General features: G+C 35.1%; 24 protein-coding genes and 2 pseudogenes. 10 read left to right on the forward strand and 16 right to left on the reverse strand.

Annotated features, from left to right (window positions below; all coding sequences use genetic code 11):
* Window positions 1-227: 227 nt before the first annotated feature.
* Together ACHZK0_RS15540 and ACHZK0_RS15545 are read right to left on the reverse strand one after the other, a co-directional pair.
* Window positions 228-442 (reverse strand): annotated as a pseudogene (locus ACHZK0_RS15540) (small, acid-soluble spore protein, alpha/beta type).
* 50 nt (window positions 443-492) lie between these two features.
* Window positions 493-1374 carry a type II CAAX prenyl endopeptidase Rce1 family protein gene (locus ACHZK0_RS15545; RefSeq protein WP_395760618.1) on the reverse strand — a complete coding sequence of 294 codons (882 nt, stop codon included), beginning with the start codon at window positions 1372-1374 and terminating at the stop codon, window positions 493-495.
* A gap of 360 nt (window positions 1375-1734) precedes the next feature.
* Here ACHZK0_RS15545 and ACHZK0_RS15550 point away from each other — a divergent pair, with 360 nt between their 5' ends.
* From ACHZK0_RS15550 to ACHZK0_RS15560, 3 genes are all read left to right on the forward strand, one after another.
* Window positions 1735-3060, forward strand: a complete 1326-nt coding sequence (locus ACHZK0_RS15550) for an erythromycin esterase family protein (protein WP_395760619.1) — start codon at window positions 1735-1737, stop codon at window positions 3058-3060.
* A 202-nt stretch (window positions 3061-3262) separates the two neighbouring features.
* Window positions 3263-3841 carry a sensor domain-containing protein gene (locus ACHZK0_RS15555; RefSeq protein ID WP_262741225.1) on the forward strand — a complete coding sequence of 193 codons (579 nt, stop codon included), beginning with the start codon at window positions 3263-3265 and terminating at the stop codon, window positions 3839-3841.
* Between the two features lie 114 nt (window positions 3842-3955).
* Window positions 3956-5743 carry a response regulator gene (locus ACHZK0_RS15560; protein ID WP_395760620.1) on the forward strand — a complete coding sequence of 596 codons (1788 nt, stop codon included), beginning with the start codon at window positions 3956-3958 and terminating at the stop codon, window positions 5741-5743.
* A 259-nt stretch (window positions 5744-6002) separates the two neighbouring features.
* Here the strand turns inward: ACHZK0_RS15560 and ACHZK0_RS15565 are convergent, their stop codons facing one another.
* From ACHZK0_RS15565 to ACHZK0_RS15580, 4 genes are all read right to left on the reverse strand, one after another.
* Window positions 6003-8393: a penicillin acylase family protein gene (locus tag ACHZK0_RS15565; RefSeq protein ID WP_395760621.1), complete on the reverse strand. Its 2391-nt coding sequence runs from the start codon at window positions 8391-8393 to the stop codon at window positions 6003-6005.
* An 82-nt stretch (window positions 8394-8475) separates the two neighbouring features.
* Window positions 8476-9228: a DnaD domain-containing protein gene (locus ACHZK0_RS15570; RefSeq protein WP_395760622.1), complete on the reverse strand. Its 753-nt coding sequence runs from the start codon at window positions 9226-9228 to the stop codon at window positions 8476-8478.
* Window positions 9229-9518: 290 nt separating this feature from the next.
* Window positions 9519-11294 carry an S-layer homology domain-containing protein gene (locus tag ACHZK0_RS15575; RefSeq protein ID WP_395760623.1) on the reverse strand — a complete coding sequence of 592 codons (1776 nt, stop codon included), beginning with the start codon at window positions 11292-11294 and terminating at the stop codon, window positions 9519-9521.
* Window positions 11295-11652: 358 nt separating this feature from the next.
* The gene (locus tag ACHZK0_RS15580; RefSeq protein ID WP_262741252.1) at window positions 11653-12582 is read right to left on the reverse strand and encodes an aminoglycoside phosphotransferase family protein; all 930 of its coding nucleotides are present in this window, start codon (window positions 12580-12582) and stop codon (window positions 11653-11655) included.
* 478 nt (window positions 12583-13060) lie between these two features.
* On the opposite strand from ACHZK0_RS15580, the gene ACHZK0_RS15585 reads away from it, so the two are divergent.
* Complete coding sequence (locus ACHZK0_RS15585) at window positions 13061-13507, forward strand: hypothetical protein (RefSeq protein ID WP_262741219.1); 447 nt, start codon at window positions 13061-13063, stop codon at window positions 13505-13507.
* Window positions 13508-13588: 81 nt separating this feature from the next.
* Here ACHZK0_RS15585 and ACHZK0_RS15590 read toward each other — a convergent pair.
* Window positions 13589-13789, reverse strand: a pseudogene (locus tag ACHZK0_RS15590) (TetR/AcrR family transcriptional regulator); the annotation flags it as partial.
* A gap of 246 nt (window positions 13790-14035) precedes the next feature.
* A complete protein-coding gene (locus ACHZK0_RS15595; protein WP_395760624.1) occupies window positions 14036-14494 on the reverse strand; it encodes a hypothetical protein in 459 nt (152 codons plus the stop codon).
* Window positions 14495-14840: 346 nt separating this feature from the next.
* Between ACHZK0_RS15595 and ACHZK0_RS15600 the strand changes: the two genes are divergently transcribed.
* Window positions 14841-15548: a DNA alkylation repair protein gene (locus ACHZK0_RS15600; protein WP_262741217.1), complete on the forward strand. Its 708-nt coding sequence runs from the start codon at window positions 14841-14843 to the stop codon at window positions 15546-15548.
* Between the two features lie 77 nt (window positions 15549-15625).
* Here the strand turns inward: ACHZK0_RS15600 and ACHZK0_RS15605 are convergent, their stop codons facing one another.
* Window positions 15626-15958, reverse strand: a complete 333-nt coding sequence (locus ACHZK0_RS15605; RefSeq protein WP_270341637.1) for a DUF3895 domain-containing protein — start codon at window positions 15956-15958, stop codon at window positions 15626-15628.
* A 404-nt stretch (window positions 15959-16362) separates the two neighbouring features.
* On the opposite strand from ACHZK0_RS15605, the gene ACHZK0_RS15610 reads away from it, so the two are divergent.
* Window positions 16363-17463, forward strand: coding sequence for an S-layer homology domain-containing protein (locus ACHZK0_RS15610; RefSeq protein WP_395760625.1), 1101 nt, complete (start codon window positions 16363-16365; stop codon window positions 17461-17463).
* A gap of 125 nt (window positions 17464-17588) precedes the next feature.
* Here the strand turns inward: ACHZK0_RS15610 and ACHZK0_RS15615 are convergent, their stop codons facing one another.
* Window positions 17589-18047: a VOC family protein gene (locus ACHZK0_RS15615; RefSeq protein ID WP_395760626.1), complete on the reverse strand. Its 459-nt coding sequence runs from the start codon at window positions 18045-18047 to the stop codon at window positions 17589-17591.
* Between the two features lie 269 nt (window positions 18048-18316).
* On the opposite strand from ACHZK0_RS15615, the gene ACHZK0_RS15620 reads away from it, so the two are divergent.
* Entirely contained in the window at window positions 18317-18727 is a 411-nt protein-coding gene (locus ACHZK0_RS15620) for a DUF4279 domain-containing protein (RefSeq protein ID WP_395760627.1), read from the forward strand.
* A 101-nt stretch (window positions 18728-18828) separates the two neighbouring features.
* Here ACHZK0_RS15620 and ACHZK0_RS15625 read toward each other — a convergent pair whose 3' ends face one another.
* From ACHZK0_RS15625 to ACHZK0_RS15640, 4 genes are all read right to left on the reverse strand, one after another.
* On the reverse strand, window positions 18829-19029 hold the full coding sequence (locus ACHZK0_RS15625; RefSeq protein ID WP_262741212.1) for an NETI motif-containing protein: 201 nt from the start codon (window positions 19027-19029) through the stop codon (window positions 18829-18831).
* Window positions 19013-20209 (reverse strand): MFS transporter, encoded by a 1197-nt coding sequence (locus ACHZK0_RS15630; protein ID WP_262741211.1) that lies wholly within the window; start codon window positions 20207-20209, stop codon window positions 19013-19015. Before ACHZK0_RS15630 ends, ACHZK0_RS15625 begins: the two co-directional genes overlap by 17 nt.
* A 113-nt stretch (window positions 20210-20322) precedes the next feature.
* Window positions 20323-20556, reverse strand: a complete 234-nt coding sequence (locus ACHZK0_RS15635; protein ID WP_262741210.1) for a hypothetical protein — start codon at window positions 20554-20556, stop codon at window positions 20323-20325.
* 67 nt (window positions 20557-20623) lie between these two features.
* Window positions 20624-21535: an alpha/beta fold hydrolase gene (locus tag ACHZK0_RS15640; protein WP_141434966.1), complete on the reverse strand. Its 912-nt coding sequence runs from the start codon at window positions 21533-21535 to the stop codon at window positions 20624-20626.
* A 174-nt stretch (window positions 21536-21709) separates the two neighbouring features.
* Between ACHZK0_RS15640 and ACHZK0_RS15645 the strand changes: the two genes are divergently transcribed.
* The 3 genes from ACHZK0_RS15645 (at window position 21710) to ACHZK0_RS15655 (ending at window position 24698) form a co-directional block, all read left to right on the forward strand.
* Window positions 21710-22126, forward strand: a complete 417-nt coding sequence (locus tag ACHZK0_RS15645) for a MarR family winged helix-turn-helix transcriptional regulator (protein ID WP_071725225.1) — start codon at window positions 21710-21712, stop codon at window positions 22124-22126.
* A gap of 15 nt (window positions 22127-22141) precedes the next feature.
* Window positions 22142-23341, forward strand: a complete 1200-nt coding sequence (locus ACHZK0_RS15650) for an MFS transporter (protein WP_061679220.1) — start codon at window positions 22142-22144, stop codon at window positions 23339-23341.
* 100 nt (window positions 23342-23441) lie between these two features.
* Complete coding sequence (locus tag ACHZK0_RS15655) at window positions 23442-24698, forward strand: serine hydrolase domain-containing protein (RefSeq protein WP_395760628.1); 1257 nt, start codon at window positions 23442-23444, stop codon at window positions 24696-24698.
* A 205-nt stretch (window positions 24699-24903) separates the two neighbouring features.
* Here the strand turns inward: ACHZK0_RS15655 and ACHZK0_RS15660 are convergent, their stop codons facing one another.
* The gene (locus tag ACHZK0_RS15660) at window positions 24904-25365 is read right to left on the reverse strand and encodes a hypothetical protein (RefSeq protein WP_098872631.1); all 462 of its coding nucleotides are present in this window, start codon (window positions 25363-25365) and stop codon (window positions 24904-24906) included.
* A gap of 17 nt (window positions 25366-25382) precedes the next feature.
* The gene (locus tag ACHZK0_RS15665; protein ID WP_395760629.1) at window positions 25383-26054 is read right to left on the reverse strand and encodes a hypothetical protein; all 672 of its coding nucleotides are present in this window, start codon (window positions 26052-26054) and stop codon (window positions 25383-25385) included.
* Between the last annotated feature and the right edge of the window lie 122 nt (window positions 26055-26176).

Consider the following 26176-nt stretch of genomic DNA (forward strand, 5'->3'; position numbering starts at 1 on the left):
TATATCCTCAAAATAAAAAAATGCTATACTTATCGTAAAAATCTTCAACTGGAGTACTGATGAAATCAGAAGGATTGAATCCATGCTTTAATTCAGCATCCGTTGTATTTCTTCCCGAAGTCCTTACTCCTCTTTTTACACAAAAACAGACTGTGGAGAAGATTTTCTCCACAGTCTGAAAAGAATCCATTTAAATATATATAGATTCTTTTATTTATCACCTTAACTTACTGTAACCTATATTGTCCTGTTAACTGTTCTTCGGCCATTCGAACTAAGGCGTTTTGTTATTTCTCCACCGACAGAACCATTTGCACGTGCTGATGTATCCAGTCCTAATGTGACTCCTAATTCACGAGCAATCACGTACTTCATCTGCTCAATAGTTCTCAGCAGAAATAAGAATCTCATTTGTATTACTTCCATGTCTTTGAGCATCCATAATTGCGCCTCGTCATATTTCACTAATTGAATTTACAACACATCCATATGCTATTTCGTGAAATTTACTATTCGAGACGTAATTATTGCAGTAATTAATATAATAATAGCGGTTATCAAGCCAGATTCTCCAATCCAAATCTCAGTTTGATACCCTGTACTTGCACGTGTGAAAGGTCCTTGAATAATGACATTCCAAGTAGCATGGATGATAACCGAAGGCCAAATGCTACCTGTGATAAGTCGTAAATAAGCTATAATATAACCGAATGGTACAATACAAAGATAGATACCAAGTACTGAAAGAACGACAGATGGTCCCGCTACATATAGACCAGCAATAACTATTGGAACATGCCACGTTGCCCAAATCAATCCACTAGTAAGGATGGGCCGTGAAAACTCTGCATCGACTAGCCTTGTGAGCATATAACCTCGCCAACCCATTTCTTCTCCCAAAACTGGGATTAAGTTAAGCAAACTTCCGAAAATGCCGCTCAATACTACTAGATAAATGAAGCTGAATGGTGCCGTTACATAATGAAGCCCAAGCATATTGTAGATCGGTTCTAACATCATACCACCTTCGGGATACTGAAACCCTGCAATTCCACTCAACCAGGCGATAGAATAAGTAATTCCACAAATAATCATAGGGATTAGCAGAGCAAAACCGATCCCCTTCCATATCTTTAAGTTACCGAGACTAAAAGATACATCTTTAAACCCTTCTTTCAGTATTATGCGAGTCAAAATAGAAGATAATGCTGGGGTAAACATATATACCACAATAAGCGCCCTACTTTCCGTAATTATTACTCCTACATTTAAAATAATAGAAGTAATGATTAAGATACTCAGAAAGAGTTGAAGTCCTATTTTAGCACGTTGGATTTTATCTTTATTGTGGAACGATTTTGCGTGTAATATCATTGTAATCCGCCCTTCCCCTATAATTCACTTGTTTATCGAATTTACTTCTTGTCATTTCTACAGACACAACTTAGAATAAAAAATATTTTTGTATACAAATTCATTCATCTTTAAAATCCCTCCCCAATTTATAGTCTAGTCTTACTTATGACTCATCCATGCAATTATTATTTATAAGTTGTCATAGCCGATAGTACAAAAGTGTAATGATTAATCTATGATTTGTGTCAATTAACCTTATGACAATATGTAACTAGAAAATATGATATGGGATAGATAACAATTGAATTAAGGCAATTGATTCGTGCAAGTACATGAATCAATCTTGCTTTTACAAATAATTCAATTGAGGTGGAAAAAATGAATAAGAAAAGCATAATTGCAATGGTTAGTACAGCTTTATTAGTCACAGGATGTGTAGAAGTAGGCAAGGCTCAAACAGTAGCAGTCGAAAATTCAGGTCAATCAATCCAAAAAAATATAGTCAAATCCATACAATCACAGGCTTACCCATTAAAAACGATAGAGCCATCAAAATCATTTGAAGATTTAAAACCACTTAAGAAAATGATTGGGAGCGCACAATATGTAGGATTAGGAGAGAATACTCATGGAAGCTCTGAAATTTTCACTATGAAGTTTCGACTTGTGAAATATTTGGTTACTGAGATGGGTTTTACAAATTTCACAATGGAAGAAGATTGGGGAAACGGCTTAAAACTAAATGAATATATCCAAACAGGAAAAGGAAATCCTAGGGAATTTTTAAACTTGTTATATCCTACTGATGAAATTATAGCCATGATTGAGTGGATGAAAGACTATAATGCTGATCCATCCAATAAAAAAAAGATCCAATTTATTGGGCTCGACTTAAAGGAATTGGACCAAGGTTGCTTTAATACAGTAATTGATTATGTAAGGCTGCATCGACCAGATTTGCTGGCAGAAGTAGAAGAAAATTATAAAGCATTGTCGGCTTTTAATGGAGGTGTACAGGAGTATATGGACCTCGCCCCTGAAATAAAGAAAAAGTTCAAAGCAAACGCTGAGAGAGTAGCCAAATTATTAAAAGATGAAAATGGGCAAGCCAAAACAGAATTAGTTTCACCCGAGTACATCTGGGCGAAAGCAACGGCAAGTGTAATAGAGAAATATACTACAATGCTAATTCCTAACGACTATCCAAGTGTGTTAAAGCTACATGAGCAATACTTGGCCGATCATGCAATGTGGGCACAAGAGACATTGGGTGGTAAAACGATGGTATGGGGACACAATATTCATATAGCTAAAGGAATTATCGATGAGAAATTATACCCTTATGTTGCGGGGCAGTATTTGAAGGAACGTTTAGACAATAATTATGTCACAATTGGCAGTACAACTACGGAGGGAGATTTCACCTTATACAACGACACCGGAGATAAGATTATAACGGATTCGATTCCACAAAATGTAAATAGTTTCAATTATACCCTCGGAAAAGTACCATATAACATGTTTTTATTGGATAACCGTCACCTTAAAGGGCCCGCAGAGAAATGGGTTAAAGGAAAAAGACCATTACTAAGTATAGGGGCACGACTCTTACCGAACGAATCGGCATACTTTGATAAGTCATTGCTTGAGCAATTTGATATTATTTTTCATATTCGAAAAACAAGTCCATCTCATATTAAATAAAAGTACAAAACAATCCCGTTCTTGCATCTGCAAGAACGGGATTGTTTTATGGTGATTCATATAAGCATCTTTTTTAACCAGAAGTAGGTTACTCTCCCCTTTTTAGCATCATTTAAAAATGTCATATGACACTTTTACACTAGTGTGAATGACAAAAAAAGCAGTACAATTCGGTTATTACATAGATAGGAGCGAGAACTTTATGAAATCAAGATTCATCCAGAATGGTTATTTTTTATTGCTAACTTTCGTTACAGGATTGTTTTATTTTTGTTTTTATCTAATAGCTCTGCTATTCAGCTTCACCCTTTCATTTACGGTAATTGGGATTCCACTAGTTATACGCGTACTACAGACTACGACACCTTTTATCCAATTCGAGCGCATACAGACGAAAATTTATACAGATATTTCAACAGACTCTTATGATAGAAGTATAACAATAGATACATCGAACTGGGTTCAGGTAAAATTAGTGCTTACTGATCGTCGCAATTGGTCTGCTGTCTTTTGGTTAATGCAGAAATTAGTAATTGGTATGTTCAGTCTCATTAGCGCAATCATTTTTTATGTAATGCCACTTATGTTGCTGTTGGCACCACTACTGTATCAATACATCGAAATGAATATTATATTCATACAGATAGATACGTTTGCCAAGTCACTCTTTGTAATGTTTATGGGTATAGCATTTACCGCCATAAGTATTAAAATAGTGGATCGTTTGACTAAGAAACTTGGGGGTTATACACGTAGCATGATCCGGCAACTAAATCGATAGAAGTTTGCAATCTTTGAGTAGTATCGCAGTTTTAAATTTAAAAGTATAATAGGCATGAAGGATTAAATTATAATATATGAAGTAAAAAGGTAGGCTACTTAGGGGGTAAATGACTTGTTAGATATGGTTAAGTATTGGTTTTGGTACGATTGGATTATGTTAGGGATACGTCTACTTACTAGTGTGTCTATCATCCTAGCTACATTAAGTTTTCAGGATGGGTTAACATTGCCACTTTGGATTATTATTCTTTGGGAAATTATTGCCTTCTCTGTTCCATGGGTAGCCTTACTGTTCAATTACAAATATTACTTGTTCACAGAAATACTGCTATATGGTGGACAATGTATATATTTAACCTCATTATTTCCGGAAGCTTACAACATATTTCTTATATCAGTGTTTCTAATTGCTGTAAATAGTAAGCATTTGTCCTATTATTGGACAGCTCCAACAACAGTTTTTATAACAACTGGAATTTTCTATGCTGTTGCGCCAAGTAATAGCTATTGGACTATGGTCACCTACTATGGATTCGCTTATGTAATGGGATTCGCCTTTCATTTATTAATCGCCAATCATAAGCAAAATGAAGTAATTCGTAAACAAAACGCGGTACTTGAGCAATATATGTCTCAGATTGAACGCATTACACTGGCAGAAGAACGGAACAGACTGTCGAGTGAGCTTCATGATACAGTTGGTCACGCTTATACTTCTATTATTATGGGGATGGAAACGTTGCGTACCGAACTTGCTACTGAAATGGGTATACAGAGGCTAGACTCTCTGCTTGAAATGGGACGTAAAAGTATTGAGGACGTGAGAGGTTACCTACATCAAATGGATTCTCCGTGTCAATCGCCTTCCTTAATTCAATCTCTACAAAATCTTGGAGCCGAATTTCAGGAGCACGCTCAGGTAAATGTAAGTTTTAGGACATTCGGAGAGGAATATCAACTATCTCGGCAAGCAAAGATCGCATTCATTCGTTGCTTACAAGAGTCCCTTACGAACGCAGTACGTCATGGTCAGGGGACTGAAATTATAGTTTCATTGCAGTTTGACGAACAATATACGAGGTTAGAAGTTCAAGATAACGGAAAAGGAAATGTAGAATGGCAGGAAGGCTTCGGTATGAATGCGATGAAAGAACGGGCAATGAACTTGCAAGGTCATTTGTCTGTATATACAAAGCCAGAGGAAGGAATGCTTGTTACATGCACCATACCGCGACAAACTGAAATAAAAGATGGACTTATTCGTTTGTTAATTGTAGACGATCAGCCATTTGTTCGGGAAAGTTTGAGGACACTACTCGATAGATATGAAGATTTAAATGTAGTCGGCTTGGCTGAGGATGGCAATCAAGCCATCGATTTGTGTGGGCGCCTTCAACCCCATGTTATACTTATGGATTTAGATATGCAGCACATGGATGGAGTCGAAGCAACCAAAAAGATTAAGCAACAATGGCCACATATCCGCGTATTGATTTTTACAACGTTTCAAGATACCGAACAGGCATTGGAATCACTTCGCAACGGTGCGGATGGTTTTTTACTTAAATCTATTGAAACGTTGGAGCTTGCTAATACGATCCGACTTATTCACAAAGGTGGGACACTAATTGATCAGGGAATGTCTCACAAAATATTTGAGAAGTTTGATGAGCCAAAAGAGACACCACACTCAAAAGCAACCGCTTATGAGCTAACAGCTAGGGAAATAGAAATATTGCAGCTAGTAGCAAAAGGACTTCGTTACACTACCATAGCATCAAGATTATATTTATCGAGTGGCACAGTCAGAAATTATGCTTCCACAGCTTATACAAAGTTAGGAGTCCGTAACAAAGAAGAAGCTGTTCAAAAGGCTCTAGAAATTGGCATTATTGAATAACAAAATGGTTTTCGGTGTATAAAAATGAGTAACAAAGAAACAGAACGCTTTGTGTGATTTCTTTTGTAACAGAGTACATAAGGCCCGTTATCGTATAAGGAAATGTTAAAACATATACTGTTTTGTCATAATAAAATCATTGAATTTTATCCTCTAAAATACAAAAGCCTACTATCAATTTAACTGATAGTAGGCTATTAAAATTACTTAAAAACTTGGTTATGTTCTAATTTAACAGTTTTCATCAGTGGAAATATTATCACTTCGGCTCTAAAGTTAACACCTTCCCCTCTATCCCATCCGTATTCAATGTAGTCGTATGATACGTTCCGTTTACCCAATCATCGATTTGATCATGATACCAATCACTTCTAAAATGTCCCGATTGTCCTGGCCCTACGATATGATAACCGTTTGACATATCTTTCGTATCAATAACGAATCGCCAAGAAGCTCCATGATTAACAATACCGTTTTCTCCGTAACTCGCTGCTTGAACGGTAACTTGGCTTCCGCCAATTGGAACTGGTTTTTCGCGATTAAATGCAAGTAGTGCTAACATACTAGATGATTTTGAAATTGGGTGTGTGAACGCCAGTTGATGGTAATCGCCCCACTTCCACTCCGCAACATTCGGTCCATATTCCTTCTGTAATTTCTTCATTACATTTTCATACGATGTATGCACAACTTTTGTGAATCCTCCGTACTTCGTAAACCAAGCGCTATTTTCTCCTGCCACTTCTTTTCGAATCAATTCATCAACTACTTGTGACTTCCCTTCAAATAACTCCATCACATCTTTCGGTATTTCTTTTGAAAATAACGTATTCGAAATCTCTTTCATTAATAAATGGAATAGTAATGGTGCCGCTTCATCTTTACTATCATAAAAATTCCACTTTGTTAATTGTTTTACACCTTCTTTCTCTACTTCATTTAAAGATACTTTATTTAACTCTTTTAACAATATAGGAGTAAATTCTTTCCCGTATAAATTTTTTTGATCCATCTGTAACTCTTCTAAATCTTTCACCGTATACTTTTCCTTCTCTTGTAAAAATTCTTGAATACGCATTTGTCTATATGGCTGCGCCCACGTATTACTAATATGGTACGGATAATTATCATCCACAATTTTATTATTCGCCGTTGAAATAAACCCTTGTTTTGGATTTATTACTTTTGGAAGTTGATCAAACGGGATATACCCTTCCCATTCATATTCGTCTGTCCATCCTGGTACAGGCAAACTACCATCACCTTTTTTACGCACTGGTATATTTCCATTCGCTTTATAAGCGATGGTGCCGTCGTTTGATGCAAATACAAAGTTTTGAGTTGGTGTATGAAAATCTTGAAGTGCCGTTTCAAACTCATTCCAATCTTTCGCCTTATTCATATTTAATACAGCCTTTAATTCAGCGGAAGGCTCCAAAGCAGTCCATTTCAAAGCGAATACTGTTTTCGTTTTCTCTTTCCCCTTATCCGCAAACTCTGAAATGACTGGACCATGCCTCGTAACCGTAACGTTATACGGAATTGTTTTCCCGCCTTTTACTTTAATCGATTCATCAACAACTGTAGCTTTTTCCCACTTATCGTTATACAAAAATTCATTTTCATTATTAGGATTTCTCTTCTCAATATATAAATCTTGTACATCAGGACCAGTATTCGTAACGCCCCATGCTATTTTGTCATTGTGACCTAATATAACACCCGGTACTCCTGCAAAAATAACGCCACTCACATTCAAACCTTTCATTTCAAGTTGCGATTGATACCAAATAGAAGGCGTCGCAAGAGATAAATGAGGATCATCTGCTAAAATCGGCTTACCAGATGCACTCTTCTCACCACTTATGACCCAGTTATTGCTACCGTTAAACTCAGGCGGAATGATCGTTTTTGCAAAACTTTGTGCTACATTCACATTTGTATTTTCCAGTTCAGCTAACAATCTAGGCGCATCTTTCGGATATGTAGGAAATAGCTCATTTGCTTGCTCTTTCGGTAAATTTTTCAGCGCCCAATATCGAAATGCCTGTCCGTGCCAATGTCCACCTAAATCAAACGCCATATACTTTCCAATCGTTAAAGAATCCACAATTGACCACTCAGCAGGTTCATAACCTAATATAGTAAACTCAACCGGCAATCTCTTTTCCTCTTTCGCTTCGCGTATAAAAGCGTTCACCCCATCAGCAAATGACTGCAGGGCATATTTCGCTTCTCCGTCATATTGACTAACAGACGCTTCGGCTGCTCTCCGTAAACCGAGCGTTCGAAACAATTTATCTCGATCAACAGCTGCTTCCCCTACAACTTCACTCAACATCCCAGAAGCTTGCCTTCTACTTAAATCCATTTGAAACAAACGATCTTGCGCTTGTACATACCCTTGCGAAAAATATAAATCATGTGCATTTTCCGCTTTAATATGCGGTACCCCTTTACTATCCCGCTTTACTTGAACAGCACGTTGCAGATCCTCTAGCTTTATCGTTCCATCTATCTTTGGCACAGATCTAAGCGTATATATGTTCAAAAAAATCGCTGTGCAGATAATTAACAACAGAACGATACTACTAGACCAAATAAAAATTCTCTTACCTCTAGTTCGTTTCTTCTTTATGACGACTTCCATATAACCCCTCCTTTCTCAAACTATTCGCTTCTATTTAAGGAAGAACCTTTTAGAAAAGCTGAAAAACCCATACTTTCTCATACTATGGATCATGCAAACTACATACCTGACTCTTATGTAGACCTCCCTTCCCTTCAATGAAATCTACTCTCCCTTTCTTACACCAATTCCTCAAAATTCCCTTCACATAAGCAAATGTTCGCTTATTCTGTTCAAACGCAATTTTAAGCGCCTCTAGTACTGTCTCTCCTGAAACTTTTTGTATCCACTCTTTCAATTCTTTCACAATATATGGGGATAGACTACTTATATGTTGTTCATAAAACTTATAAACTTCACTATGCGGAGTATCATCTTCTATCCCTTCTTCCTTCTCCTCAGCAACTACTTCTAAACTACTATTATCCTCTTCTTTCGGCATACCAAAATGCTGTAATAACAACGGAATCTTCCATTCTTCTTCAAGACATGTACGTAAAAACATATGTATGAACTCTTTATTTTTTACAGTCTTTAACTCACGTAACACACACTTCTCTATATTCGTATTTAAAATAGGGTTATAATGTAGCCAATTTAGTATGTATAACTCTTTCGTTTCCGCATCGTATAAAATCTTTCCGTATTCAACAAACCTATGTAATAACTTCTCAACAGTCTCCATATTGTAGCCTGTTTCAAGTTCTGCCACACGCTTCGGTAATACGTATATACCGCATTGCTTCGTTTTCGTACCAGTTAACAAATATATGTAAAAATAACGCTCCTCTGGCGTTAAATCTAATATGAATTCATCTTGCCAAAAGTTCACTTGCACATTACGGTACACCGCCATATGTTTACCTCCCCCTTGCATTCATAAAAAGGCAGATTTCAATCCTTCAATATACATATAGGAATGAGCGCTTTGTTTTTGCATTTGAATTCCAAATTTTTTTAACTACTACAACACCGGTTTTATTTTTCCGCGCTTTTTTGTTCTTGTAGTTGTTTTTGTTTTGTTTTTTCTTAGTGATTTATTACTTGGTAGGTGCTTATAAGGGGCTTGGAAGGGGCTTCATAGGGGCTAAAATAAAAAGGAGCTGTTCCAAATTTTCATTTTGGATAGCTCCTTTGCCATTCTTTCTATTTTTGACTTACATCTAACATCTTCACTAAAAAGGCAGCTGCCTCACCACGAGTTGTTGTACCTTTAGGATTAAACTCATTATTCCCAACACCAGTAACTACCTGTAGGCTGTATAATCGTTGAACAGGCTGTTTGTATGTGATCAAATGTTTATCCCTAAATGGTAATGCGACTAGTTCACCTGTAACACCTTTATACTGTAATGCGTTGTCAATCATGATAGATGCTTCTTCACGAGTAATGTGTGCATTCGGGTCAAAAATACCTCCGCCACGACCGCTAATAATTCCTGCACTTGCACTACGTTTCATACCGTCATGAAGTGATGGGTGCGCTTTGTTAATATCTACAAATGACTTATTTCCTTCTGGTAGTTTAAGAGCATTTGAGATTAATGTCGCAAACTCAGCTCTCGTTACATTACGATAAGGCGCAAATACACCATTTCCTTCTCCGTGCATAATACCTAGACTGTGTAGTTTACGAATATGTCCCTCAAACCATCCACCTGTAATATCATCTTTTGGCTTCTGTACTTCTTCTTTTAGTACATTATAGTTAATTTTAATCCAACTTGGATTATAGAAGATCCACTCTCCATTTCCTACTTTGTACCAACCGTTTTTAACTGCTAACACTTTGTAACGGTCTCCGTTTGAAGCTTTACGAACGGTAGGATGTTCAATTCCTGCACCGCTACGTACGTTTATACCGTCACCATTAACGACTAGCTCCATGCTAGGTTCAGCTGGATTAAATTCATTTGAATCAAATAGCTCGTTTCTTTCTTGTAACGGCGAGTCAATTTGTGCGTTAACATTTGCATACCATTGAATACCTTGTACGAAGTTAGTCCAATTCCCACGAGAAATTAAAATATCAGGACAGTTTTTTCCACTCCATTGTTGATGTCTATAAATGTGATCTGCGCTAATTCCTTCTTTGTTCATTAAATATCCTGCAAGTCGCTTCGCATTCTCTAACGCTTTATTGTAATCTCCATCTTGGTTAACTGAAATTTCAATTCCGATTGATTCTCTGTTTCCTGATCCATCACCATCTCCTGCATGCCAACCATTTTCATTTGTTGGTAAGTGCTGATAGATTTGTTTATCGTCTACAGTAAAATGCCATGAAGCAGTTCGGAACGTACCTTCAGTTGCTTGTTTATACAAATACTTCGCATGATTTTCAGCATTCGCACCGCGGGCTGTGTTTGCAGTCTCGTGAATTGTAATGTAACGTGCTTTCATCGGATTGGCAGGGCGAATATCAGGATTTCCTGCTGGAACAATCCACTCTACAAATGGAGTACCTGCCAGTGTTCCATATTTCTTTGTAGTCGTCGATGCACTATATTGAATAGCTCTTGGCCTTTCAACCGGTTTCATTTCGCGAGTAGAACCATCATTTCGACCGTCTACATGTTCAAATGCCTTTTCAATGTTTGAAATAGCTTCATCTTCCGCTACTTGACCTTTTTTCGCTTCCTTCATTTTATGTAACTCTTCTGTTTCATCATGTTTATGCTTATATTCTTCTAGAAGAATTTTCTCATTCTCTGATACTTCCGCTTCATTAATTTGCATGTAATCTGGAGTTTCTAGATTAAAATCAGAATAACTTAATCCGCTCGTCCCACTCTCCCCTTGCGCGATACGAAGTTGATCCGTTTGAAGATTTTTATTCTCTTCTGCTGATATCGCTAAAGGTGCACTCCCTAACATTACTAAACTTGTTGATAGTGTGATTACTCGTTTTTTAATATTCATTGCTGTATGAAATACCTACACAATTCGTATAAGTATCCTAACCTCCCTTTATTTTTTCTCATTCGTGAAAGACTATGAATCTACTATGTATAAAAATATGTTTATTCCACCCTTTTATAAATACTTTCCCCAGCAGGTGAATGATAGTTTCTATATAATCCCTTAACAGACATTATTTTATAACCAATTGCAAATGTCGTCAAAAGCACTTCTCCTCATACACACTACTACTTCTCAAAAATAGATGAGGATACCTTTTACTGATTTTCTTCAACAAGAAGTATCTTTATAATTTTTCAAAACTACTATCATGGTAGTTTTGTCGTTATAAGGAAAAATAATATTTAACTTAAAGACATCACCCTTCAATAAAACGCAGTGTACAATGAGAATGATAATCGGTTAGATCTTTTGCAAACTGTTGATTCGGAAACCCTCTGTGAAGCAATCTCAAGCCGCCTGAAGTTAAGGATATATGATGATGTAACCGATAAAATAACATCCTGTTGGGATCGAGAGTATCATTCTTTAAATATCGATAATAATCCCCAAATCGAAACTGTAAAAAACTGTGCTCATGCTCAATATCAAAGAACTTTGCTCCTTCGATATCAATCAAATAAGGTTCTAGTTTGTCATTAATTAATACATGATCAGGGCCTAGTTCCCCATGTATAAATCCATATCGATTTCTTGGCTCAATTTTTGATTCAAGCTCGTACAATGTATCGAGTAGCTTGCTATGACTTGCCTTGATGCTGTCAATATGTTGGGATGCGTAATCTAAATCTTTTTTTGCATGCTTCATTTGCAAGTGATGACATTTTTTCGTGTTGATTCCACTTTGATTCACTTTCCCATGAGTATTTCTCTCATTGGCATGCATGCCTGTCAGCATATCTCCTAACCGCTGAAACACTTTATCTTTTACATACGAATCAGAATTTTGAAAATACACTTCTGCCTTTTGTCCATTTACATATTCAACGAGAGCATAATCATAAGGATAACGGTTTCTTTCCTTATTTAGATCATAGAGAATGGGGGTTTGAATTCCCTGTTGCATTAAATACTTGTTATTTAATTCAAATAAATCACTACTATAGGATTGTTCATGTATATCTCCGTTTGCTATTTCTTCTTGAAAATAATTCATGGTAAGATCCCACACATACAGAACGCTGGAAAATCCATTGCTGCAGTCAATCTTATAGACTACCTTTTGTGCACCGCCATGCATTTTCGTTACATTAGAAACCAAATAACTGGTACCAAATACCTTTTGCATATACTCCTGTAAATCAGATTGATCAAGGTGATAAGTGTGTCCCAATGAATAACACCCCTTTTCTTAAGTTTTGCTGTCAACCAAACTATATAAAAAATCCAACCCAAAATATAGACTGTTTATTTATAATTTGTTATGATGTTGAATGAGGTCTCGATAAAATTGTAATGTATAAATCCATTGGAACTCCAATGGATTTTTTTGATGAAATCATTCTTACTTCTCAAATAACACGCCACGTAAAAACCTTATAATGGATTACAATGAATGAATCCATACGTTCTTCAACCCTTGTCCTTTTCGCTAACTTTACCTTTCTTTTTAATTGATCATTATTGCCCGTCAGTTTAAGTAAATAACCTTTACAATCTCAATGATATATTCAAACTCAAATAATCTAATGACTTGAAAACATAGTTAAAATATTAAAACAAACAGTACGAGTTTATGAGATAATACGTTAAAGGGGATGAGCTGATTGTTACATACGATTGTTTATGATAAAGCGAAGTACCATTATGAAGGTAATTTTCCTGAGGACTTACCAATCGATCAAGCTTTTGTACATACTGGTATGTTTTTAGGATGGATAATTGAACATCATTTATGTAGTCAAGAATTTGAAGAAGAGTCTCAAGACGAAATTGACCAGTTTAAACTTAGACAAATGACTGGCACACAAATTTATATGAACTGGGATGGCGTTTTAGCAGATGACATGTTAAATGATGAGGGCAACCGATTCGCAATGTACTACTTTAACCACGACGAGGACTGGAAATATATAAATGATTACAGTAATATTTTTATAGATGAAGGCGAAACTCTCTACCATGTGCAAGATACTTGGGAAAACTATTTCAAATTAAAAGATGTTATTGATAATAGCTATAATTTTTGGAAAGATAACTTACAAAATAAATAATTATAACAAGTCGATTTCTTATGTTAATAAGGAATCGACTTTCTTAGTATCTAATTTGCTGATTAACACCTCACCCAAAAATCATTTTACTAACGACACTATTATAGATACCGAATTATCTATAACAGAACGTTCTGGACGTGATTTCATTAACACTGTTAATCCAATTAAGGACGTAACTAATGTTTGCGCTACTGCTTTAGCGTTCAAATCATTTTGTAGTTCACCTGATCGAATTCCCTTCGTAATTAATTCTTGAAAAATAACTGTAAGATACATTTTTAGGTGTATCTGTTAGTGCTTGTGCTCTTTTATTTTGGATAATAACCTTACGGCGATCATCAAAGCTGAAAGAAGAATAATTTATTTATATTTAATACGTGTTTTTCTACAAAACTATAGAATAGCATGTACTTTTTAACACAAATCAACGGCATTTTCATATAAAAAATGTCGTTGATTCCAAACTATTATGTATACGATTCACTATTGCATGATAATAGATTCTATACTAGCGACATACATCTATTACAAATTCTCTTTAACATTTTCGACGATCTCATTTATCGTATTTCGATCAAACTTATCACTAATTTCGTATGACTCACGATCTCCTACTAATTGCACGCCTACAATATCATTGCGATTCTTACCATATTGCACTTCAATAATGGATCCACGCTCTATTTGTTTCCAAACGAGACTTGCTTCATCTTTATTATCTAAAATAATACAGTCCTCAATATTTTCATCAATTCCTATTAACTTGTTGTCATCTATAAATCCAATCTCGTATTGTTGACGTTCTTTCGCTTTGCTGCTTACTAATATACCTTTGCTACCATATGAATAATCCATATAGTCTTTTTTCTCAGATTGCACCGCTTTCGTCTCTTGTGCTTTAGTTTTTTCAGCATTCCCACAACCCATAATTAAACTGATTGGCATCACCGTAATTAGTACCACTCTAGTAAATTTCTTTATCATTTATAAGCAACTCCTCATACTTACATTTAAATTCCATTTATCCCCTTACCAAATAATAACATGATAATACCGCGAAGGAGCCAAAGATATCATCCCCTCATCCCAAAAATCTATGTAAAAAGCTATATCTCTGTATTTTCTTCCCATTTACTTTGATATAATACCCTCACAATTATAAAAAGCTAAACTTTCAAAATAACTAACTGAGTTATCGATAAATTACAGAAAATAGACATCCTACTCACTTAAGATTTAAAATTAAGAAGTATGATAGACATGATAAAAAACATAGGCTAGATACTTATAATTAAAATGGTCTTTATATTAAGAAAGGAAGTGCACAGCAATGGATTTTAAAACAGTTATGCAAGAGCTTGAGGCCCTTGGTAAAGAAAGAACAAAAAAAATATACATATCTAATGGAGCACACGAGCCAGTTTTCGGCGTATCCACAGGTGCGATGAAACCAATCGCTAAAAAAATTAAATTAAATCAAGAATTAGCTGAAGAACTTTATGCGACAGGTAACTACGATGCTATGTACTTTGCAGGCATTATTGCGGATCCGAAAGCTATGAGTGAATCGGATTTTGATCGCTGGATAGACGGAGCATATTTTTATATGTTGTCCGATTATGTAGTGGCAGTAACTTTATCAGAGTCAAATATTGCACAAGATGTTGCTGACAAATGGATTGCAAGTGGAGACGAGCTACGAATGTCTGCAGGCTGGAGTTGCTACTGTTGGCTTTTAGGAAATCGCAAAGACAACGAATTTGTCGAAAGCAAAATTGCCGCTATGCTTGAAATGGTGAAAAATACGATTCATGATTCGCCAGAACGAACAAAATCCGCTATGAATAATTTCCTAAACACGGTAGCAATTTCATATGTGCCACTACACGAAAAGTCAGTCGAAATCGCAAAAGAAGTTGGTATAGTTGAAATAAAACGTGAAAATAAAAAGAGCAGTTTGCTAAATGCTACAGAAAGTATTCAGAAAGAACTTGATAGAGGAAGACTTGGTTTCAAACGTAAGTATGTTAGATGTTAAATGATCAAAAAGGTGTCAATCTAAGCAAGATTGACACCTTTTTGATGAGAAAAATGTATAAATTCCCCTTGTACACCTTATCCGTTAAAAACTTCTTCATTCAATTTATAAACTCTATCTCTTTTCTCATCACTTTTGACAAAAATAAGCTTTCCTTCTTTAACAAAGCCTTCTAATAGTAAGCATACTTCTCCATATGCTTTTGGCTTATTCGTTGTGAATCTTTCATCTGATATTTTTCCAGCTCGTATTAATTGTTCGCATAACTCAAGAGCACTTATTTCTTCAGAATCCACTAATTCCAATATAGCTTTTTGCAATGGCGATAAAGGTACTGGTATTTCAGCTACCTCCACCTTTTCTTTTTCGTTTTCTTCTTCAAATAAATCTTCAAATGAAATTTGATTCATACTTCTTTTCCTTTCTAACGATTAATTTGTATAACATGAACTGAATCTTATAGCGTAGTTATTGTTATGTATTCCTTACCTTATTACATAAATCTCAAACTCATGTACATCGTTTCATATAGTATGTTTTGATTATACCAAATATACGTTCTGTCTTCTATCGTAGATTGAAAAAAGACGCGTTTTACTGTTCACAAATAGCGAAAAGGAGTTTATATGCTTTTGTTGAATTGATTTATAAATAAGATGATTAAGTTTCATGCAAGTTAGAAAAATAGACATTTATTCCATAGAAATTTATGGTAAATATTCGTTAATTACATGTTATAATCACGATGTAAACATTAAATTATATTAAATGTTTAGGTTATTCAATTCGTTTCATATAACAAGGGGGTTCACAAATGGGCAGAAAAACAAGTAAAGTTAAAAAGTTTTTTAGCTTCGTACTAACCGCAGCACTAGCAACTACAACGATGGTAGGCACAGTAAATGCAGAAACAACTACGAAAACAAACGTTAATGAAAAAAACTATACGGTAGTTAGCAATAATGACACTGTATTTACAGATGTACCAAAGGACCACTGGTCAAAAGTTGCTATTGATTACTTAGCAGCAGCAGGGATTTATAAGGGATATGGAAATGGTAAATTTGGTTTTGGGGACAACGTTACTAGAGGACAGGTAGCTTCTTTAGTCAATCGATATTTAGGTTTAAAAGCAGACGATAAACAAGGGAATATGTTTAGTGATATTACGAATCATATGTTTGAAAAAGATATTAAAGCCATTGCGCAAGCTGGAATTATGAAAGGTGATGGCACAGGTACATTTCGTCCAGATGATGTATTAACTCGCTATGAGATGGCAGTAGTATTACAAAAAGCATTTCATTTAGAATTAAAAGGACAAGGGAACTTTAAAGATGTACCAAAAGGTCATTGGGCCTATGAATCTGTAAATGCAGTGCGTGGTAACCGTATAGCACAAGGTGACGAGTCAGGTAATTTTATTGGAAATACGATTGTAAAGCGTGAGCAGTATGCGCAATTTTTATATAATGCAATAGCAAAAAACAGAGATTATAATTTCAACATCAATTCAAAAGAAGAATTGAAACAAATGCTAACAACCGCTTTACAGAATGGAACGTTTGGTCCATTTAAATTAAATTCATTGGGTAAAGATCTATCTGACGTAAAAAAAGAATATGGAGTGCCTGATGTTTTGAAAAAAGCACCATGTACAGAATGTGATGCACCTAATATAGCAGTATACGGCGATTATAATATTGACATGTACCCTTCGGACGCAAGATACATATGGGTAAAAATGGATATAACTATCAATCAATTAAAAGAGTGGTTTGGTGAACCCGATGAAATCGGAGGGGATATGACTAGCGAAGGCTTTATATATAATCGAGGAAGCTATTATCTTTATTTCAGCTTCTCTGATGGTTATATTCAACGCGCTGAAATATCTAATCATGAATATAATTAATAAGTTACAAACAATATAAATATATAATAAAAAATCCTTCAAGAACATGTCTTTTCTTGAGGGATTTTATTTGTCTCTATCTATTTAATATAATCCAAAGCTATAAAACTCCTACTGTTTAAACTTTATTTTTCTTGATGCTCAGCATCCCATTCACTTAAATACGTTGCATATTCTAATTCATCTGGATCATCATGTAATATAGAAATAAACTCTAATTTATTTCCATCACAATCTAGAAAATATACGCTTGCAGCTGGCATCCATCTTTGAACAATTGGCTCTCGATTTCCTTTCCCTTGACTCCCTACTACCTCTATTCCACGCTTCTCTAACCATACTTTTGAAGCATTTAAAAACTCTAAATCTACACGAAAAGCGAAGTGTTTCGTCTCAAACTCTTTATTCATATCCATTTCCCATAACCCGATCATTTGCTCTTTACGTTCTCCTACCCAAAAGAATGCAACTCGTCTTTTCAATAGTTTTTTTGCTACTGTTAATCCTAACTTATTTTGATAGAAATCTATCGCTTTTTCTAAATTTCTTACATGTAAATGAGTTTCATATATGCTTTGTATCATTATATATTGCTCCCTCCCCTACATTCTGATTTTTTAAATTATATTTTGTTTTTATCATACAAATTAATATATTTTTAAGCATCCTACTTTTGTATAATTGTTCTTTCCTACAAAGGTATGTATATCTAGCTTTATCATTCATGTCCCAACGCCGAAATTCAATAAAAAAAACATTTACATTCTAGTAAATACATTTGTAAGTTTTTATAATGTAATATAAATAACATCTTAATAATAGAGGAGGAACCATTCTGGATAAAACCAAAGTTATGGCTTATTTTAGTGCAACGGGTGATATATTCCCCCTTGAAGCAATTACTGAAGCCCTAAATATCGAGCCTACAAGAACTTATAAAAAAGGAGATGTTGTTGCAAGACGTGATAATCCGAATCTTGTATCCACCAAAACCCTATATAGAAAAGAAACGGATTGGACTTTAAGCACTGGATACCAAGAATCATACGATATAAATAATCAGTTGCATGTTATTCTAAAATCACTTAAAGAGAAAACAGAACAATTAATACAGCTTAAGAAGAAATATGATTTAGAATTTCTTTTTATGGTAGTGATTCAAGTGGAGAATAACGAATCACCCGCAATGTATTTGCAAAAAGAGATTATTAATTTTGCTAGTTCCATTCAAGCAGAAATTCATTTTGATCTATATATTTGTTAAAAATAAAAACGCTATTGATATTGAAATCAACAGCGTTTTTTTATGTGACTATATGTTTTATCTTGCTTGTACCCAAAAGAAAATTCTTTTTATATAACGTATTACTTCAATTTCCCCTCAAAAACAATCTTTCTACCGCACGGTTCAACTTCTGTTTTGCCGTTTTTCTTCACTTCATGAAAGATTGGCTCTTCCATGCGACGAGACGGTACATAGCCTTCTTGTTCCATACGTGCTAAGCAGTCTGTAATTGTTTCGTTTTCGAGTACTTCAAATTTCTTTTTATTAGGTTGTTTTGTCATGCCCTAACCTACTTTCTATTTTTCTTGATGCGAATTGATTCTTCATGTAGACCATATATACCATTGCGAGAATTCCTATTATAATCATAACCGCAATAAAAAAGCTTGTATACTGTATTTTTTCTATAAATACGCCTCCTAATACAGGTCCCATAATACTTCCTAAACTAAAGGCGATTCCAGACAATATATTACCCGCTGGTAGTAAATGTCTCGGTAATAAATCTGTCATAAATCCAAGACCTAATGAGAAGCACGATCCAATGACCATACCAGCTAACAGCATACAGGCAAAGACGATCCAGTAATATTGATCAAATACTGCTGCAAGTAAGAAAATGCCCGTACTTACGCTGAACGTCCACGTTAAAATACGATCTCTTCCGTATTTATCACTTAATATACCGAGTGGGATTTGTGTAATGATGCCCCCAACCGCAAACGCTGGCAATAAGAAGGATACCTCTGAAACAGACCATCCTTTACGAAGCGCGTATACTGGTAAGTTACTATTTAACATTGCTTCCAGTACGCCGTATGCAAGCGGGCCAAGTAACGCAATCCATCCTAATCCAACAACTTGTTTATAACGAGAAAATGATGATTCGCTCTTCACTTCTCTTTCATCTTGCGCTGGGAATGCATTTTTCGTTGGCAGTAACAAAAGCCAACCTATTAAGCAAAGTATAGTAGATATAATAAACGGTGTTGCAAGACCGTACTGCACAGTGCTTGCTAAATATGGGCCAACGGCAAAACCAATTCCGAAGAATACACCGTATATCGATACTTGTCTACCAATTTTACTCGGGTCTGATGTTGTTGTAATCCATGTTTGTGTTCCGACATGAAGCATATGATCTCCGACTCCAACTAAAAATCTAAGAATAAACCATACCCAAAATGAAAAGGTTTGTGTAAAAAAGAATAATGAAATAATAACGAGAAACCCACCAATAACGATAATTGGCTTCATCCCAAACTTTTGCATCGGTTTTTCAAGAAACGGTGAAATAACTAATATCCCAATGTATAATGCCGTCGCATGAATACCGTTAATACTTGAACTAACCCCTTCTTGTTCAAAAATCATTGCAATAGCCGGTAAGAGCATCCCTTGTGACAAACCTGAGATTGCTACGATTCCAACCATAATCCAAAATGTAAAACGCATTGACATTCCTGTCCCTCTCCTTCTCATGCTTTCCCCTTTTCATTATAAACTGTTTCTTCAAATGCGTGTACGAATATTACCAATAAAAAAGAAGCTAAAAGAATGAATCTTTTAGCTTCTTATCCTTCCCAAACTTGCGCTTTCACGTTGTTATGAAATTGCTTAAAATACGGATTTTTATAAAATGCAGTTCCGTATGCGTATTGCTGTGCGTTAGTAATTGGTGGCTGCGTATGTTGCATTTGTAAAGGAACCACAGCTGGTGAAACTTGCATATACAGCGGATCTATCACCATTTTTGTATATGCATGATGACTATATGGCGAATAAACGACTAAAAATGGGTGATGCATTGATACTCTCCCCTTTTGCATACAAATGTTATAGTATATGCAATACTTTTACTTTCGGGGATTATTCCTATTCTAACCAATCCTCAACATGTTTTATAAATACATCTAAGCAATCTATAAACGGTGAGTGTCCGCAATCTTCTAATATCTTCAACTCTGCATTTGGTAAATGTTTTGCTAATTCCTCACCGACTACTTGCGGTACGACGTAATCTCTGTCACCTTGTATGACGAGTGTTGGAGCTTTAATATGATGAATTTGTTTATTTCCCTCTACAACCCCGTTATGTTCATCCGAAATATTAAATGTAATGAGCGCATAATTCACATCTACGAAATTACGCTGCGTTAACATATCGTCTAAATACTTTTCATAACGATCCGGTTCAGGTTGATTATGTGTATATATTAATAGATTCCATACTGTACGGTAATATAATTTATTCATATTTTTTATCGCATCTAGCACTGGAGCAATTTGTACGGGATCTTGTGCAACCTCTTCTTTCGTCTTTACTAAACTTGATACGATTGGCTGCCCGTTTATATCTTTTTTAAAAATTGGATATCCCTTCATGCCCACTGATTCTACTAAAATTAACTTTTCGACAAACGTTGGATGATTCGCTGTAAATTGCATCGCAACACCACCACCCATTGACCAGCCCATTAATGAAAATTTCTCTAGTTTTAATTGATCGATAAATAGTTTTACGTCTTCTGCAAAGTCTTGTAATGAATCTATCGATTGATTATATGTTGATTGGCCAAATCCTCTTAAATCAAGAGCGTAAATATGGTATTGATCTTGCAACTTTTCAATAACTAAATCCCAGTGTTGTGACGATGTCATGTTCCCGTGAATGAGTACAAGAATTTCTGTATTTTGCCTTCCAACTTCCTGATACGCAATCGTTTCTCCGTTCGATAGTGAAACAAACTCCATTGTTGCAGGCTTAATCATCACAAGTTCCCCCATTCTTTTTAATAGAAAGAAAATTCTTTACTTACTTAAAGAATAACATGCAGAATGTATGTTCTCAACATAAAACCTATACGAAATTTTTACATAAATCAACATGTCTATTACTAGACAATTATAATAAAAAAGTATATAGTTAGCTAGGTAACTAATTTGAAAGGATCTAACTATATGGACGAAAAACAACATTTTTTTCACATTGTCAGCCAGACTTCTCGAAAATTCACAAAGAAATTTAATGAACGTGTATCTCCAACTGGGCTATTTAGTGCACAATGGGCTGTTATTTTCCGCATTAATCAAACCGGTTCTTGTACACAAACAGAATTATGTCAGTATTTAAATGTTGAATCACCAACGATGACTCGTACGTTAACACGTATGGAGACGATGGGTTGGATTATTCGTACTGAAGGAAAAGATCGCCGTGAGAAGCTCATTTCTTTATCAGAAACAGCGATAAAAATGATTCCGATATGGCAAGAAGAAGTTGATACTTTTGAAGAAAAGACACTAGAAGGTATTAACGAAGATGAGTTACACCAAGCATTTCAAGTGTTACAACAAATCATTAAAAACTTAGATTAAATTGGAGGGATGACGATGCAAAGTGAGAAACTTTGGACGAAGGATTTCCTCGGAACTTGTTTTAGTAGTCTATTTCTCTTCTTAACATTTTATATGCTTATGACTACTTTACCTATCTATGTAATAGACGGCCTAAAAGGAAAACCTGAGGAAATTGGTTTAGTTGCAACTGTTTTTCTTATTTCATCTGTTTTATGTAGACCATTTACAGGAAAATGGCTTGATGAATTAGGAAGAAAGAAAATTTTATTTATTTCACTTTCATTATTTTTAGCTGCTACCGTTATGTATTTCGGTGCGCAAAGTTTATTTTTATTACTTGCCCTTCGCTTCTTACATGGTATTGGGTTCGGTATGGCAACAACAGCCACAGGAACAATTGTAACTGATGTTGCACCAGCTCATAGACGAGGCGAAGCACTTGCCTATTTCGGCGTATTTATGAGTTTGCCGATGGTAATTGGTCCTTTTTTAGGTTTAACAATTATTTCTCATTTTTCATTTACTGTACTATTTATCGTTTGTTCCGTATTTTCATTGCTTGCATTTTTATTAGGACTACTTGTAAATATTCCGCATGAAGTACCAGTGAGCAAACAAAAACGAGAAAAAATGAAATGGAAAGACTTAATCGAGCCAGCCTCTATTCCGATCGCTCTGACAGGATTTGTTTTAGCCTTTTCTTATAGTGGTATTTTATCCTTTATTCCTATTTATGCGAAAGAGCTCGGTTTAGGAGAAGTTGCTAGTTACTTCTTTATTTTATACGCACTCGTTGTTGTAATTTCTCGTCCATTTACAGGAAAGATTTTCGATCGCTTCGGTGAAAATGTACTTGTTTACCCAGCTATCATTATTTTCACAATTGGGATGTTCATTTTAAGCCAAGCGCAAACTCCGTTTTGGTTCCTTGGTGCAGGTATGCTAATCGGTTTAGGTTATGGAACATTAATTCCAAGCTTCCAAACGATTGCGATCTCTGCCGCTGCAAACCATCGACGGGGTTCTGCGACAGCTACTTACTTCTCATTCTTTGATAGTGGTCTCGGTTTTGGTTCTTTCATTTTAGGTATCGTCGCAGCGAAATCAAGTTACCATAATATGTATTTCATCGCAGCTATTATCGTTGCATTCACTTTACTTCTCTATTATGGATTACATGGACGAAAACAAAAATTCAAGAAACAACATACAGACGGAAAAGTTTCCGCTTAACATGAATAAGGAAAGTAAACTTCCCCGTTTACTTTCCTTATTTTGTATTTCTTTCACTAGAAGCGTATACTTATAATAGAAATAAAAAGGAGGGACCCCTATGAAACTAAAAAAATCTCCCCTACTCTTACTCATAATCACATTTATATTTGTAATTACAGGGCTCGGTTTTACATACTTCAAACATAATAAAACAATCCCATCGAAAAATAACGTGACGAAGAAAAATTGGTTAGATGATCCTTACTTACGTTGGTCATATACACATATGAAAGAATTCACTTTAATTAATGAGGTAAATAATAACCCGGATCACGTTTCCCACTTCTCTACTGCATTACAAAACTTAGACGATTTTGCTGTAGAGCGTAGATTTGGAACGACTCCTCTAAAAAAACTTTTAGACGATAATAAAACGGATGCTTTTGTCGTTGTACACAATGGACAACTTGTATATGAACGATATTTCAATGGGTATAAAGAGAGTGAACCTCATGGTATGGCGTCATTAGCGAAGGTCTTTACTGGTGCAATTATACAATCCCTCGCTGAAGAAAACCGTATTGACTTAGAAAAAACAGCTGACACATATATAAAAGAATTAAAAAATACACCGTTCGGTAATGCCACACTTCAGCAATTAATGGACATGCAAGTTTCTGTAGAATATCCTACTCATGGATATGAACATCCAGCGTTAGAAAATCAAGATGCACAACTATATTTAGCGAGCAATATTTTGCCTCGAGGTAAAAACTACGACGGCCCGATGAAAATTTATGATATGTTACGAGAAGTAGAAGAAACTGAACCGCCTGGTTCCGATTTTTCTTACGATAACGGATCAGCTGAAACACTCGCTTGGGTGATTCGATCGATCACTGGTAAATCATTGGCGGAAAATGTTAGCGACCGAATATGGTCTCAAATTGGTATGGAAGAAAACGCGTATTACGTTACAGATGAAACAAAAGTAGAACAAGCAAGCGCAGGCTTAAATGCAACCGCTAGAGATATGGCGAGATTCGGGCAATTACTATTAAACAACGGGGAATATAACGGAAAACAAATTCTCCCTTCTTCTATTTCTGAAGATATAAAAAATGTCCAAGAAGGTGAACTTGCAGTTGGTCCTGGAGCTTCCATTTCTTATCATAATCAATGGTGGATTCCGCACAATGAACAAGATGCTTTTGAAGTGTTAGGTAGTTACGGACAAACTCTTTACATCGATCCGACAGCAAATTTGATCATTGTCCACTTCTCTTCTAACGCTACACCAAGTAATGAAATCCATTCAGTTTACTCAAATATGTATATTGATATTGCACATCATTTAGAGAAGCTTCCACAGTAGTGGAAGCTTTTTCTTGTTGGGATGTTTTATTTGAATCAATTATATTACTCCAGATTTGAAAATCCCCTCGCCTCATCACAATGGTTCAAAAGTACATTTGTTAGTAGCAAGCTCTTATTTTATCTACCAAATTTCGTATCTCATATCCATCACACTAAATAAAAAGTGAGCTACTCAACACTAACATGTTAAATAGCTCACTTTTTCAATCTAAATTAATACTTTTAATAAAATCAAAATGATTTTCATCAGCTAATTTATCGATATAACCTGTTATATATAGATTTGCTTTAGACACTTCTGTATTTTTAAATTCAGAATAAAAATCAGGAGAAAATGATACTTCCAAAACAACACTATCCCCAGGTTTAATATTTAATTTATTACCTTTCGCTAACACTTTAAATGGATTAGTTGTTTGACCAGATTTTGTTGGGGATTTAGGAAATGAAAACATAACATTATTTTGCGCAATAACATAATCGGTATTATTCGTCATTTTTATTTTATAAGATATTTCAGTGTTCGTATTTGTATTTTTAGAAAGTAATTCATACACTATTCCCTTTTCAATATCTGCTTGTTTAAAAGTAGTATTATTTTTACTAGAACAAGCACTCAAAATAAAAAACAAAACCAATATGATTATTCCACATTTTTTTTTCATCGATTTATTACCACCTATTAGTAAACACTATATTCTCTTTGAATTGTCATACCATTTGAAACGTACGTAACACTAGTAGTACTAGTACTACTAACTGAAAACCCTGCAATCCCACCACTTACTCCACCTGAATTACTAACTGTTGTAAAAAATTTACCCGTTACTCCCAATGTCACACTAATCGTTGGATATGCCGTTGTCTTCCAAGAATTACTTTGTGCCCAAGTAGCAGAATATTTACCCGCAGAAAGAGAAGAACCAACAGTAGAGCTATTAATTTGTCTAAAAGATCCAGAAGAATAAATTTCAAAACTACCTTCTAAATCAGCTTTAAAACTAGAATTTCCAGAATAAGTTTGTGTCCAAGAAGCTTGTCTCCAAACAACATTACTACTAGCTGCAGCAGTAGGGTTTATTTTACTTAAACTTTGAGCTGTTCTAGCAGAAACAAGTTTATCAGCTTCTTTATATGAGATATTTTCATTCTTTGCTACGTTTTTAACATATTGTTCTCTAGTAATATCAATAATTTTAACTCCAGGAATTTCCTCGTTTGATAATAAATTAATTGGTTTTTGTTGTTGTGTAATATCATTTGTAACTAGGGAATCCGCAGAAGCTGGAAAAGCTGATGTGCTTAACATAGCAATCATTAAAGAAGATCCAATAAACAATTTCGTTTTGTTCATTACAACACCCCTCATTTCCAAAATTAAGAATATTCACTACTATTTTACAACTGATATTATTTCAAATCAATAGTTATTTTGGATTCCCTTTTTGTTTTTTGGTGCAAATACTAGACATTTAT

The organism is Bacillus sp. 3G2 (assembly GCF_044324725.1).
In the GTDB taxonomy this organism is placed as follows: Bacteria; Bacillota; Bacilli; order Bacillales; family Bacillaceae_G; genus Bacillus_A; species Bacillus_A mobilis.